This window comes from Methylomonas sp. LW13 (genome assembly GCF_016865255.1).
GTDB lineage: Bacteria > Pseudomonadota > Gammaproteobacteria > Methylococcales > Methylomonadaceae > Methylomonas.
The window spans coordinates 1,759,712-1,773,690 of the sequence record NZ_CP033381.1 but is presented as its reverse complement, the minus strand read 5'-3'; the positions used below and the strand labels follow the sequence as shown (position 1 = coordinate 1,773,690).

The window sequence follows — 13,979 nt, the reverse complement described above, 5'->3', positions numbered from 1 at the left end:
CAGCATGCTTTCATCCTTACGCCGCGACAGCAGCTTTACGGCGACCGCCAAAACCGATCATACCGGCCATCGCACTGCCGAATAACCAAACGGCGCCAGGAACTGGCACAGCGGCAATGGATAACTCATAGCCGGAGACGTTTGCATTCCATCTGCCGACGCCGTTACCACCCAGCGCAATCGTATAAACTTGGCCTGCCTCTGCGAAAAACTCAAGATAATTCACGGCATCGACGGTAGCGTCATGAGTCAGGTACTCCATACCGGAACCAACCCCCGTGTTGTAGAAAGGGTTGCTGGTATTTTCCGGCTTGCCGGTGTTATTCCAACTACCGTGGTGGCTATAAGCTACCGAGTTGGTAGTATCCATACCTTTAAACACGGTAACGCCAAAATTACCGTTAATGGTGCCCAACGAGGTCAGGTTCAGCCTCAGTACAGTAGAGATGTCGGATTTAATCAAACCCATGTCAATTTGGTGTTTCCAACCGGTTGGACCTGTTGCGGTAGGTACGCCATTAGCATCGAGACCATTATCTTTCCAAGCACCGGCGCCCGTATCAATTTCCGCTGCCACGCCATAATCAGCGAGTGCGTCGGCGGCAGACACCTCCAAGGTTCCTGGTCCGTGAATCGCCGCAGCCCAGTTCAAATGCGCGCGACCGGTATATCCGAACGGCAACGCACCGCCTGCTGTACCAAGCCAAGGCACTTGGGTACCTTGATAACCGCCGCTTTCAGGGCCGGTAGCAATGGTATCGACATCAGGACCGTCATAAGTGTAATTCCAACCATCGGTTGCACTGGCCGCCGTTGTCGTGAAGGTGTTGTACATGACGTGCGCCGATGCGGTAGATGCACCCGCTGAAAGCGCAACACCCGCGACCGCCATGGAAACAGCTTTAGCCAATTTTGTTTTGATCATACGTTTTTTACCTTAAATCTTAAGTTTTGGGGAGAAAGCACCTTAAGCCCAGGACTTAACAATCTTGTAAGCCATCACTGACAGGCGCCTGTCTCCCTAACGCAATCCTTATGCCACCTATAAAACGTATTAATTACAAACAATTAGAATTTACTTATTCTCAACCCCTAATCAAATTCCGTGATTTAGCTCACAAAAAACAGGTGAAATAACATAATTTAGATTTTTCCCTTACTCGAGCAACCGTTTCCGACCAAAGTTCGAGAGCAACACAAATTTAGGTGTAACACGGTATTGAAAACATCAGCGGCAAGTCATAGAGCCATCAAACGCCCAGAGTAGCTATCGTCTCAACCTACGTTCCAAATCCAGCAGACGCTGGGTAGTCTGCAACACCGTATCCGGATTCAAGCTCATCGAATCAATGCCGATTTCGACTAAATATTCGGCCATTTCCGGGTAATCCGACGGCGCTTGCCCGCAAAGACCTGAATGCCTGCCGTTGCGGCGAGCACCTTCCACGGCCAGGCGAATCATCGTCTTCACGCCGGCATCTCGCTCGTCGAAGTCGTTGGCAACGATTTCCGAATCCCGGTCCACACCCAAGGTCAATTGGGTCAAATCGTTGGAGCCTATCGAAAAGCCATCGAATAATTTGGCGAATTCATCGATCAAGATGACGTTATTCGGTATCTCGCACATCACGTAAATTTCCAGGCCGTCATCCCCGCGCTTTAAACCCAGCTCTGCCATGTAAGCCAATACTCTCTCGGCCTCGTCTATGCGCCGACAGAATGGGATCATCAACACCACATTTTTCAGGCCCATTTGCTCGCGCACCCGCTTCATGGCCGCGCATTCCAGCGCAAACCCCTCGGCATAAGCCGGGTGCACATAGCGCGAAGCACCGCGAAAACCGATCATCGGATTGGCCTCGTCACGCTCAAACCACCGCCCACCCAGCAAGGTAGCGTATTCGTTGGTTTTAAAATCCGACATCCGCACCACCACCGGCTTCGGATAAAACGCCGCGCCGATGGTGCCGACACCTTCCGCCAGACGTTGAATAAAGAACTCTTCCGGTCGGGCATAGCCTTCGGTCAGCTGCTGCAGTTGTTCCAGCTCGCCGGCATCCGCGACTTTTTCGGGATGAATCAACGCCATTGGATGCGCCTTGATGTACTCGGTGATGATGAACTCCATCCGCGCCAGACCGACGCCGTCGTTGGGCAGAAAGCTGAGTTTAAAAGCCAGCTCCGGATTACCCAGATTGAGCATGATCTTGGTTTTTGGCCGCTGCAGTTGCGACAAATCCGTCTGCGTCACGTCAAAATCCAGCCGGCCGGCATAGACTTTGCCGACATCGCCTTCCGCGCACGATACCGTGACCAGACTGCCGCTCGCTATCGCAGCCGTCGCGTTCTCGCAACCTATCACGGCCGGCACACCCAATTCGCGGGCAATGATAGCCGCGTGACAAGTGCGCCCGCCGCGATTGGTGACGATGGCGGCGGCAGTTTTCATCACCGGCTCCCAATCCGGCGTGGTCATATCGGCCACCAACACTTCGCCGGGTTTGAAACTGCCGAGTTTGGCGACGTTGTCTATCACCCGCGCCTGCCCGACTGCAATCTTGCTGCCTACGGCATGGCCTTTGACGATGGTGTCGCCAGATTGTTTGAGTTGATATTGTTCCAAGACATTGCCAACCTTTTGTGAGGCCACGGTTTCCGGGCGGGCCTGCACGATATACAGCTTGCCGTCCAAACCATCCTTGGCCCATTCCATATCCATAGGCCGGCCGTAGTGGCGTTCAATTTTCAGCGCGTAATCGGCCAATTGCAGCACTTCCGCATCGTCGATACAAAATTGTCGGCGCTCGTGATTTGAGGTGGCGACGTTGCGAATCGGTTCGCGGGTGCGGCCGTCGCTATAGATCATCTTGATTTTTTTAGCGCCCAGCGTGCGCCGCAATACCGCCCGATAGCCTTGTGCAAACGTGGGTTTATGCACGTAAAATTCGTCCGGATCGACCGCGCCTTGCACCACGTTTTCACCCAAGCCATAAGCCCCGGTGATAAACACGGCATCGCTGAAGCCTGACTCGGTATCCAGCGAGAACATCACGCCGCTGGCCGCCAAATCGGAGCGCACCATTTTCATCACGCCAATCGACAAACCGATTTTGAAATGATCAAAGCCCTGATCCAGCCGATAATGAATCGCCCGGTCGGTAAACAGACTGGCAAAACAACGCTTGCAAGCATCCAGCAAAGCTTGGCCGCCGCGAATATTCAGATAGGTATCTTGCTGCCCGGCAAAGCTGGCGGTCGGCAAATCCTCCGCGGTTGCGGAACTGCGCACCGCGACGGTTAAATCGTCTTGATATTGCTGTTGTAATTGCCCAAAAGCATCCAGAATTTGCTGCTGCAAATCGGCCGGCAAGGGGGCTGCATACACCAAATCGCGCGCCTGTTGCGCACGGTACGCCAAGTCTGCAACATCGTCAGCATTAATGTCGTCGAGTAAGGCGTGCAAACGCGGCCAAGCATCGGCCTGATCCAGCATATAACGGTAGGCTTCGGCGGTAATCGCAAAACCATTGGGGACCATCACCCCATCAGCGGCCAACTCGCGATACATCTCGCCGAGCGAGGCATTTTTACCGCCGACCAGCGGAATATCGTTAATGGTAAGTTCTGCAAACCAGCGGATGTATTGATTGTGCGTGGACATGTTGCGCTCCTTGGCTGTTGTTATGCTTGTCCTGATAAGCATACGCCGTTGGCGGTAATCGGCAAGGGTTTGGAGCTGTCGGTTGGGGCGGGAGTATTTACGGCACGCAAGGTTTTAGCGGAATTTTAAAGCGGATTAATTGTTAAGGTCGGGGTTAGCCCCCCGACCCACCAAGAAACGGTGAATTATTTACGCAACAGATAACCGATTATCCCGCCTGTCGCCGCAGATAAGACCGACATCGCCCACTTTTTCTCTTCCGCACTGGTGGTAGTTGCCACCAAGGTGGCGTAGCACAACCAGACGATTAAAACCACAAAACCGAGCGCAACAACGAATAGCGCTAAATCCTTGAATAAGCGGAGAGTCCGTTCGGCGTCGGTTTCCTGCCGGTCAACCGAAACGCTGAACGTATGATTGGGCGGTGGATTATTGAGATCGATATGGCTCATAAGCCGATAATTTCGGTTTCCAGCTTTTGGGTTTCGGGTTCGACCAAACCGATTTTCAGGCCGCGCCGACGCCCATCCTTGGCCGCCAAATACAGGGTGATCGCTTTGCGCAAAATTTCGCTTTTATTGGTTTCTCCTTCCTCAGCAGCCTTGTCCAGTTCGCGATTCAGATCATCGGACAACACAACATTGAAACGTACAGACATGGGCAGTTCCTCTTGGTTAAATGATGTGTTTTTTATACAGATATTTTACACATCAGGCAAGCAGAATGCGTGGGCTTCAGCCTGTCGAGTTTAATCAATTCGAAACCTGCTTGGCTGTCGCACATTTAGCCACGCCGAGCCGGTTCCGGACAGTATGAGCCAAGCGTCAATCTCACTGGCCTAAACCCCGCCCGTAAGGTTTCGGACGGGGTTTGGAACGGGTTTTAAACCATCGGACCGGAAGCCGATCCTTTGCGCTCAGGGACTAAAACTCAATCGTGCGAGTAAGGTAATTTCGTGCCGCAGCGCGGCGGAGTTTAGAATTCCCGCGCAGCGCGTGGGAACGAGTAATGTACGCGATTTAATACTCCAACCGAACCGAACCCAAAAAGGTTCTAGGCGTACCAAAGAAATGTTGGTTAAAACCATTGGCCGACGCGAAATAGGATTTATCCAACAAATTATCGACGTTGAATTGGACGGTAAACTTTGAATTCCCTATTCTCTGTTGATAACTCGTCATTAGATTCAGCGTAACGTAACCTGGCATTTGCACAAGATTTTCGTTATCCGCTTGCCGCTTGCCAACGACTACCGCTCCGGCACCAAACTTTAAGCCTTGCATATCGCCATCCTGGAATTCGTAAACATTCCAAAGACTGCCTGAATTACGTGCCGAGTTGTATAGCCTATTCCCTTGGTTACCGATTCCGCCGCTGGAGTCAAAATCCTTGGTGATATTGGCCACCGGAATATGCGCATAAGAGCCGATAATATTCCATCCGGGCATAACTTCGCCTTTTGCGTCCATTTCAATCCCTTGGCTCATCGCTTCGCCTATTGATTTCGACAAGGTGAAGTTGGTCGGGTCGGTCACCCGAATATTTTGTTTGGTCAATTCGAAATAAGCCAAGGAAGCGGAAAAACGGCCATCCCACAATTCGGTTTTTATGCCGGTTTCCCATTGTTGAGCCGTTTCAGGTTTGAGCAATTGCCCGTTTCGATTTACGCCGTTATTCGCGCCGAAATTCTCTGTGTAACTGCCATAGACCGACAACTCCGGAATCGGCCGCCACAATAAACCGCCTCTCGGACTCACCCTATCCTCGTCTATAGTGACGGCTCCGCCGTTTAATTCGTCATTACCACGGGCATTGTCATAACGCATGCCGCCAAGCGCAAAGAAATTATGCGGTAACTCCATTTGATCCTGTAGGTATAGGCCAAACCAATCCGAACTGGTTTTTACAACCGGTGCTACGTCGAAATTCGGTAAACCGGTGGGAACCGGATTGAAAACGTTAATAGGTGTGCTGGGACTTGGGCAGCAACCTTCCTTAACATTAAGATCCTCTCGAAAGTAATCCCCGCCCATTAATAATTTGTGTTTTACCACACCGGTATTGAATTTACCGGTCAAATTGACATTGGTGTAGTATTTTTCCCAGGGAGATTCGGTTTTAAAAAAGCCTCTGTCGACATTTCCAGACGCAGACGCCTGACCGAAAAAAAAGCTGCCTATTTGGTCGTATTGGGTGAATTCCGCATTGAACCTCTGTGAGATTTCCCAATTGTCATTGAACTGGTGAGACCAGTTTAATCCGACCAGTACCTTATCCGTAGTGATTTTGGCATTGGGCTCGCTCAAAAACGACTTTCGGGGCGCGGGTGCTGGACGATTACCTAATCCCGGAACACCTGGATCATTGATGCTTTCGTCATGAAGATATTCCAATTCAAATGTTGCTTTGGTTCTGGCATCGATATTCCAGGTCAGAACAGGCGCTACAAACACACGTTCATTACCGACATAGTCTCGAAAACTATTGTTATCTTGGTAAGCCAAATTGAATCGATAGAGTAGTGAGTTATCCGATGTTATCGGCCCGGTGGCGTCTACGGTGGTGCGGTATAAGTCGTAAGAACCGAATTGCTGCTGCAACGAGTAATAGGCATGGGACAATGGCTGTTTCGTCGTAACGTTGACGATTCCGCCAGGTTCGGTACGTCCATACAATAGCGAGGCCGGGCCTTTTAACACGTCTATGTTCTCGACATTGGCGGTTTCACGACGGTTGGTCGGTATGCCAGCTGCGATCGGAAAGGGCGATCCGTCCCGATATACCATCGTCGAATCGAAACCACGGATATTAAAATGGTCGGAACCCGTCGCATCTCCACCTTGCACTACACCACTGATATTTTTCAGTGCGTCTTTCAAACGTATTACTTGCTGATCTTCGATAACCTGTTTGGAAACCACTTGCACCGAAAACGGCGTCTCCATAATAGGGGTATCCGTTTTGGTTGCAGTTTTAGTGTGGGTCAAGTTGTAATCTTGATTATAAGGATCAGTCGAGTCATAAACCGCCTTCCCCACCACCGTTACCGCCGGCATCGTCGTAGCCGTGCGCGGTTCGGCGTTCGCGGCTGGTTCCACCGTAAACGTATCATCCGCCGTTTTCCGCACCGTCAAGCCCGAATCCTGCAACATCCGCTGCATGGCTTGCTCCGGGGTGTATTGGCCGGACACCGGGCTGGAGCGGAGTTTGCCGACCAGGTCCGCCGGATAGAGCAGGCGCAGGTTGGTCTGGTAGGCAAGCTCGGTCAGCGCGCTGTCCAGGGCTTGCGCCGGGATGTTGAAGGCTTGCGCGGCGTCGCCGGCCATCGCGGTCAGGCTGACCGTGCCGAGCAGGAATAATGCGGCAATAGGCTTGGGTTTAAACATACGGGTCTGGCCGGGATGGACGCTGCCGGTATCGCGTGATTTTTTCATCTGTAATCCTTAACGTGGCGGCGGCACCATTGCCGCGTACCGGTTAAGACGGACGACTGGAAAAATCTTGTAATGGCGGCGGGATTTTTTTTGCGCTAGCCGTGCAACACGGTCAACCACGGCGTGATTTGACTGATTTTTACCGCGAGGATTTGTTGCAGCATCGCCAGCGTGGCGGCGCGGTCCGCCAACGGAAAGACGCCGCTGACCCTTAGCGCCGCCAGTTTGGCGTCGCTAATGACGATCTTTCCAGGGAAATAGCGGTCCAGTTCCGCAACCACATCGGTCAGGGCTTGATTTTTAAAGACCAGTTTACCGCGCTGCCAAGCGGCATTTTGCTGCGGATCGGCCGCCACTGCAGCTTGCAGGCCGTCGGCGGCACTGTAAACCGCTTGTTGCCCTTCTTGAATGCGGGCGTCGGGCGGGTAATCCGGGGCCTGCAGACCTTTGACGCCCACCGCGTGTTCCTGCACAGTGATGCGGGCGGCGTGGTCTTGCTGCAGCACTTCAAAGACCGTGCCTAAGGCTTTGACCACTACAGTATCGGTGGCTACCTCAAACGGCCGTTTACGGTCGGCGGCGACCTTGAACAAGGCCTGGCCGTGTTTCAATATCAGTTTGCGGCCGGTATCCGAATAGGTAACCGTCAATGCGGTATCGGTATTCAACAGTACCTGGCTGCCGTCGGCCAACGTCACGGTTTTCTGTTCGCCGACAGCGGTGTAATAGTCGCTGAACCAGCGGTCGCCAAGGCCGGAAAACGGCAACACCAGCGCCAAGGCAACTGCGGCCGCAGCCAAGCCGCGCCAGACGGGCCAGCTAAATCGGTGGCCCATGGCTTGCGCCGGTATCGGCAAATCCCTTACCGCCCAGACCTCGCCCATGTCCAGCCACAGTTGTTCGGCCTCGGCAAAGGCGCGACGGTGCGAGGGGCTGCGATTTTGCCATTCGGCGGCCGCACGCCGCTCCTGCTCGCCGGCGTTTCCGGCGCGCAGCCGTATCACCCAATCAATGGCCTGATCGGACAAAGTGGTGATTTCGGAAACGGGTGCGTTACTCATCGGCATAAGGTTTGGACGATTGAAACTATTATGACGGATCACGCGGCCGTTCTTGCTGATATTTTCCGGGCGGTCGGCATGTGCTTCAATGTTGCTTGAGTCTGTCCCGGCAATGCCGCATGGCCCGCGCCAGATGCTTGGCAACCATGCTTTCCGAAATGCGCAGGCGGGCCGCAACTTCGGTATGGCTAAGGCCTTCGACCCGGATCCAGTAAAAAGCCAGACGGCAGTCTTCGGGCAATTCTGCCAAGGCTTGATGAATGGCTTGCAAGCGCTGGTTCTGCTGATAACGCTGCTCGGGGCCAGGCGACTGTTCGAGAACGGCGTTGTAGGTGTCGTCGTCGACATCCTGCTTGAGCCGATTGACGCTAAGCCGTTGGTAATCGATCACCAGATTGCCGACAACCCGAAACACGAAAGCCCGCGGATTCTCGATAGTTTCCTGGGTTTGCTGGCGGCTTAGCCGCAAATAAGCATCTTGCAGTATGTCTGCGGACAGGTCCTCCGAACCCAGTTTACGCACGATAAAACGACTGAGCTCATCGCGATGTTTATCGATGAATGCCGCAATTTGTTCTGCGCTGAGTTCGGCTTGCTCGCCGCTGTCGGAAGGTTTTGCGGAAAATACTTGGTCGGACATGTGCCATCGCTGCGTTATTGTCCGGATGTTACCAGCACGATACGCGCCCAATCGCACAAGCAAATAGAAATCAGGCAATTAAGCTTTTTTGCCGGCACATACCGGGAATGACGGGTGGAGAAAATACGTGATATGCCGCAGCGGTTTGCGGCAAAACCCTGATTGGCAGCGACAATCTAGGTTTGGTTACGACCCGTGCGAAAGTATCGAGAATGTGTTTTTGTAAATCAGCGGGCAATGGTGCCGGGCGCACCAAATCGCACGCATGCTGAGCGCGTTGAGCCGAATCCGCCAGAACATCGGCATCTACCGTATCGAATAAAGCGCGGCCAGGCTGCAGCTAGAAGCGGTCAACCTCAGCAGCGGCAGCACTTCGCAGCAGAAACAAACCGAATCGGGCTATCCGGAAAGTGGGCTAAAAATATCTACGACAATGGCGGGGCAGCTGCGACGACCTGATTGCGGCCAGCGTCCTTGGCTAGATAGAGCGCTTTGTCCGCCGCCCCGATCAAGGCCACCGGGGATAGACCGTTTGCCGGGTAGGTGGCTACACCAAATGATGCGGTGACATGGATACTGATTTCGGCAACGACAATGGGCTGCGCAATCAGGGCCAAACGTATCGATTCGGCGCGTTCACTAGCGGTTTGCAGCGAAGTATCCGGCAACACCAGAAAAAACTCTTCGCCGCCATAACGGCAATCCAAATCGCTGGCGCGGGCATGACGCTTCAGGATGTCGGCAAATGCTTTCAAAACTGCATCACCGGCCTGGTGTCCATAACAATCATTGATCATTTTAAAATGATCCAGATCGCTCATCACCACGCTCACCTCGTAGCCTTGTCGCTCTGCCAACAGCAATTCACGTTCCAAATTCTCGTTAAGGAACAGGCGGTTATACAGTCCGGTCAACGGATCATGAATCGCCTGATATTGGAGTTGCTCGTGTAGCGCTTGGACTTGCCGCTCGGAGCGCAATCGTTCGCTAATATCCGCCAAGACCGCTATCAATGCAGGCTTGCCACCAATATCTATGGCCGGACTCACCGATACCTCCACCGTGATCATTTGGCCATTCCTACGCACGGCGTTGGCGACAAAATTAATTTTGGCAAGCTCTTGGTTCAGCGCTTTCTGCATCGCTGCGCGCACGGTAGGTTCATCGGCATCGCTGACGAGTTCCATGATGTCCATCGTCATGAGTTCATCGACTGGGTAATCGAAGATTGCCGCGAACTTGGGATTCACATAATGAAAGCGGTCTTCGATAATCATGGTGATACCGACCAAGGATTGATCCAGCACCCGGTGAAATTTCTCCTCGGCTTCCTGCAGGGCCCGATTGATCTTCTCGTTTTCCCGCAATGCCGCATCCAGTTCCTTTGTCCGCGCCCGCACCAAATTTTCCAGCATAATGGTGGTTTGAAACTGATCAAAATCCGAGTAGTGTTGAGTGGCGCTATGCTCTACTCGATTCATTAAGGCTTCCACCACCTTATTCAGGCGAACGATTTCCGCCCTTAATTCGCTCTCTATATCGAGTGCATCTATATCAATCATCCTCGTCACACCTATCTACTGCCCCGATGGCAACCGCGGCGAAGGTCTGATTCACATGCACGCCGCGAAACTGTTCGCCATAAGTATTGAAACCTATCACCTTGTTATCACTCAGGATTTGTTCTGCCTGCGCCGTCAACCCGCGCTGTACCAGCTCAAGCTTTCTAAGGATGCAATCGCAAGCGACAACAACCTGAGGTTGGCCTATCTCGGCCCGAACTTCGGCAAACACCTGTTGCAGACTTTCGATAGGATCGACGCCCAGCGCCACTCTCAATACCAAGCCTTCCTCAATCGCGCAGTAAAAAGTCAGGCTTTGATCTTGGTTGGCGCTACGAATCGCCCGCACATAATAGTTTCCGTCGATAGATACCACGACCGGCGCCGCGGCAAAGTGCGCAGGGCTTAAAGCGTCTGTCGAAACCCCAATGAGTCTGGCGTATTCCGGCGCGGCTGGTAGGCCGTTGATTTCATATACGACGCGGCGTCTGGCATCGGCGAGAGTGACCACCAATCTTTCCGCGGTCGGCTCAAAATGCTGGGCTTTGAATATTTTGAACGGTAACGAGGTATGCACCAGCAACAACACGGCACTGTCGGTATGAAAGTCGCCCTCGCAATAAACGTATGTTTTATGGAACTGCAAGTCGTCGGCCGCCGAGCCGCCAATCATGGCGATATTGCCTAATGCGTCTTGTATCGCATGGGTGACCTGCTCTTCACGGACCGATAAGCCGTCGATCAACAAAAAACCGAAGCAATTTTCGGCATTAAGATGCGTCACTCTATCTTGCAAGCCATACAAAAGCACGTTGGCAAGCGCGTGCCCTTCGGCGATGCGAAACTGTTGCAAATTAGGGATTAGGCCACTGGTCGCCATAAAATCCGGTGCGGAAAAGCCGACACCTACCAGGCTTTGTTGACGTAATCCTGCACCGCCAATTTCGCCGGAAGTCGTACAGCCAAGCACTTGGATACCTTGAAATCGACGCCTTATTTCGGAAGCCAGCACAGTTCGGTCATAACTATTCGAACAAAAGAAAATGACCAAGGTGGTGTCGGCGTGCTGCAAACCTAAAGCAAGCTCTTCGACCGCCCGCTGGGGGTCAGCTAAACAGGAATGGGCAATGCGAATTGCCTTGCGGGGACTCATCTGCGTTCTCGGCAGTTACTGTTGACGAATTAGGGAAATATTCTACAACCGGGCTCCAGACCATGCTGTAGAAAAATCGAGATTTGTCGTTATTTGCTTATAAAAATCATCTGGATCGATGACAGAAATTAACCTGACTAGCCGTTCAACCATTCCATATAAAGTTGTACGCCTTGCTCGACGGTTTGGAACGAATGTTTGCAACCAGCGGCGCGTAATTTATCCAGATTGGCTTCGGTGAAGCTTTGGTAGCAGCCTTTCAGGTGCTCGGGGAAGGGAATATATTTGATATGGCCGCGCTGGTGAAATTTGATCACCGCATTGGCTACGTCATTAAAGGTCTGGCTACGACCCGTGCCACAGTTGTAGATGCCGGACACTTGCGGGTTATCCAGAAACCAAAGATTAATATCTACCACATCGCCGACATAAACAAAATCTCGGCGCTGCTCGCCGTTGCCGTAACCGTCGCAACCTTCGAATAAGCGTAATTCGTCGGAATCTTTGATCTGGTTATTCAAATGAAAGGCTACGCTGGCCATACTGCCTTTGTGGGCTTCGCGCGGACCGTAGACATTGAAGTAGCGTAAACCCACCACTTGCGCGGTCAATTTTTGCTGTCTGCGCAAATATTGGTCGAACTGAAACTTGGAATAACCGTAGACATTCAGCGGACCTTCATAAGCCAGTTCTTCCTTGAAGGTTAAATCGGCACCGTAAGTAGCGGCGCTGGAGGCGTAAATAAACGGGATTTTATGGCTTTGGCAATAATGAAACAGCGTTTTGCTGTATTCATAATTATTGTCCATCATGTAACGGCCGTCCCACTCTGTCGTGCTGGAACAGGCGCCCTGATGAAATATGGCTTCTATCGCTTCGGCATGGAAAGCACCTTGTTGCAGTCGTTCCAAAAAGGTGCTTCTGTCCAGATAATCCGCTATCTTGCACTCGACCAAATTCCGGTATTTGATACCGTTGGTCAAATGGTCGACGACCAAAATATCATCATAACCGCGGGCATTCAGGCCCAATACCAGATTGCTGCCGATGAAGCCAGCGCCACCGGTTACGATGATCACGGTTTTACTCGGCTACCACTTTTACCGGCAGCGTAATAACGACGTCGGTATGCAGATTGATAGCAATGTCGTATTCGCCGATGTTACGGATGACGCCGTTTGGCATACGGATTTCGTGCTTCTCAACTTTTACGCCGGCAGCGGTAATGGCATCAGCAACGTTTTGTGTACCAACAGAACCGAACAAACGGCCTTCGTCGCCGGTTTTGTGGGCAATGGATACGTTCAATTTGCTGATTGCTTCGCCGCGAGCAGTTGCAGCAGCCAATTTTTCAGCCGCTTGTTTTTCCAGCTCGGCGCGACGCTCTTCAAACTCTCTGATTTTCTTGGGCGTAGCAGGCACTGCTTTGCCTTGCGGGATCAAATAGTTTCTGCCGTAACCCGCTTTGATGGTTACTTTATCGCCCAGGTTACCCAGATTGGCGGTTTTTTCCAGAAGAATGACTTCCATCGTTTTCTACCTCTTAGATCGACTTGATTGTCGAAAAATCGGGAGCTTACGCTCCATTTGGTTTTAGTTTATTTCGTAAGTCCAGCCAGGTGTCAGTCAGTCCGCATAACACGATCACCACCATCACATGCGGGATCAACATCAATGTGACATATAAAAAAGGCACCATGAAACGACTACCCTTCATCACCGAGAACGCCGCGTGCAACACTGCGGTGCCTATCATTGTGTAGGTCACCAGCAGCACCAGTAGCACGTTCCAACAAAGTTCCGCGGTTTTACCGGAAGTCAGCATGGCTACTCCGGCCACCAACAAGGTGCCTAATGTCAGATGCACATGCCCTTTCAACGCCAAAAACTCGGCTCTGAAACCGCCCGGGTTGTATAGCGCTGCTTGCCACCATCTGGCCAAAAACAAACCGAACAGCAAGCCGTAAACGCTGCCTGCCGCGGCAACTCCGGACATGAAATGCGCCAACAATTCTGCAGACTGCCTAATTTGCTCAAGCGGCACATCGGTTTTGCCTTCAAGCATGGGCTGCAGCATAAAGCTCAACACTTCGCGCCAAAGCTGTACCGGTTGGTCCTGAATCATGTAAATACCCAGTACCACCGCCACACCCAGCAACACGGCAATTTCAATTGCCAGTGTCAGATAACGGCCTTCGCGCAGTACTATCGAAATCAGCCAAACCGGTAGCCAAAAGGCCAGACCGTAAAGCAATGCGTACTGGTAATTACCGATCAATAAGGTGCTTAATACGGCGGCAGCCAGACATGAGCACATGAGCACATACAAGCCTTCGCTAGCCCCACGCCTCAATGTTACCAATGAGACAGCGGCTGAACTTACGATACTGACAGGAGGAAACAGCAGCGATAGCAAGGCCAGACTGGATGCGACCGTCATGGCCTGCATCCGTCCTTTCATAATGAAA

12 protein-coding genes are annotated in these 13,979 nt (G+C 52.2%); all 12 read right to left on the bottom strand.

The annotated features are described in order from the left end of the window. Positions 1-16 precede the first annotated feature (16 nt). Positions 17-925 carry a hypothetical protein gene (locus JL719_RS07985; protein WP_033157349.1) on the bottom strand — a complete coding sequence of 303 codons (909 nt, stop codon included), beginning with the start codon at positions 923-925 and terminating at the stop codon, positions 17-19. Positions 926-1,267: 342 nt separating this feature from the next. Beyond that, positions 1,268-3,661, bottom strand: a complete 2,394-nt coding sequence (gene ppsA, locus JL719_RS07980) for a phosphoenolpyruvate synthase (protein ID WP_033157348.1) — start codon at positions 3,659-3,661, stop codon at positions 1,268-1,270. A gap of 185 nt (positions 3,662-3,846) precedes the next feature. Next, the gene (locus JL719_RS07975; protein ID WP_033157347.1) at positions 3,847-4,113 is read right to left on the bottom strand and encodes a hypothetical protein; all 267 of its coding nucleotides are present in this window, start codon (positions 4,111-4,113) and stop codon (positions 3,847-3,849) included. Continuing rightward, on the bottom strand, positions 4,110-4,319 hold the full coding sequence (locus tag JL719_RS07970; RefSeq protein ID WP_020482455.1) for a ribbon-helix-helix domain-containing protein: 210 nt from the start codon (positions 4,317-4,319) through the stop codon (positions 4,110-4,112). The genes JL719_RS07975 and JL719_RS07970 overlap by 4 nt, the downstream gene beginning before the upstream one ends. Positions 4,320-4,680: 361 nt before the next feature. Continuing rightward, positions 4,681-7,095 carry a TonB-dependent siderophore receptor gene (locus JL719_RS07965; protein WP_051670093.1) on the bottom strand — a complete coding sequence of 805 codons (2,415 nt, stop codon included), beginning with the start codon at positions 7,093-7,095 and terminating at the stop codon, positions 4,681-4,683. Between the two features lie 95 nt (positions 7,096-7,190). Beyond that, on the bottom strand, positions 7,191-8,156 hold the full coding sequence (locus JL719_RS07960) for a FecR family protein (RefSeq protein WP_033157467.1): 966 nt from the start codon (positions 8,154-8,156) through the stop codon (positions 7,191-7,193). Positions 8,157-8,241: 85 nt separating this feature from the next. After that, the gene (locus JL719_RS07955; protein WP_033157346.1) at positions 8,242-8,796 is read right to left on the bottom strand and encodes a sigma-70 family RNA polymerase sigma factor; all 555 of its coding nucleotides are present in this window, start codon (positions 8,794-8,796) and stop codon (positions 8,242-8,244) included. A gap of 425 nt (positions 8,797-9,221) precedes the next feature. After that, complete coding sequence (locus tag JL719_RS07950) at positions 9,222-10,358, bottom strand: GGDEF domain-containing protein (protein WP_051670091.1); 1,137 nt, start codon at positions 10,356-10,358, stop codon at positions 9,222-9,224. Then, complete coding sequence (nosP, locus tag JL719_RS07945) at positions 10,351-11,511, bottom strand: nitric oxide-sensing protein NosP (protein ID WP_033157345.1); 1,161 nt, start codon at positions 11,509-11,511, stop codon at positions 10,351-10,353. The genes JL719_RS07950 and nosP overlap by 8 nt, the downstream gene beginning before the upstream one ends. A 137-nt stretch (positions 11,512-11,648) precedes the next feature. Then, positions 11,649-12,590, bottom strand: a complete 942-nt coding sequence (gene rfaD, locus JL719_RS07940; protein ID WP_033157344.1) for an ADP-glyceromanno-heptose 6-epimerase — start codon at positions 12,588-12,590, stop codon at positions 11,649-11,651. A gap of 4 nt (positions 12,591-12,594) precedes the next feature. Further along, complete coding sequence (gene rplI / locus JL719_RS07935; protein ID WP_033157343.1) at positions 12,595-13,041, bottom strand: 50S ribosomal protein L9; 447 nt, start codon at positions 13,039-13,041, stop codon at positions 12,595-12,597. Between the two features lie 46 nt (positions 13,042-13,087). Next, the gene (locus JL719_RS07930) at positions 13,088-13,951 is read right to left on the bottom strand and encodes a hypothetical protein (RefSeq protein WP_225893057.1); all 864 of its coding nucleotides are present in this window, start codon (positions 13,949-13,951) and stop codon (positions 13,088-13,090) included. Positions 13,952-13,979 lie beyond the last annotated feature (28 nt).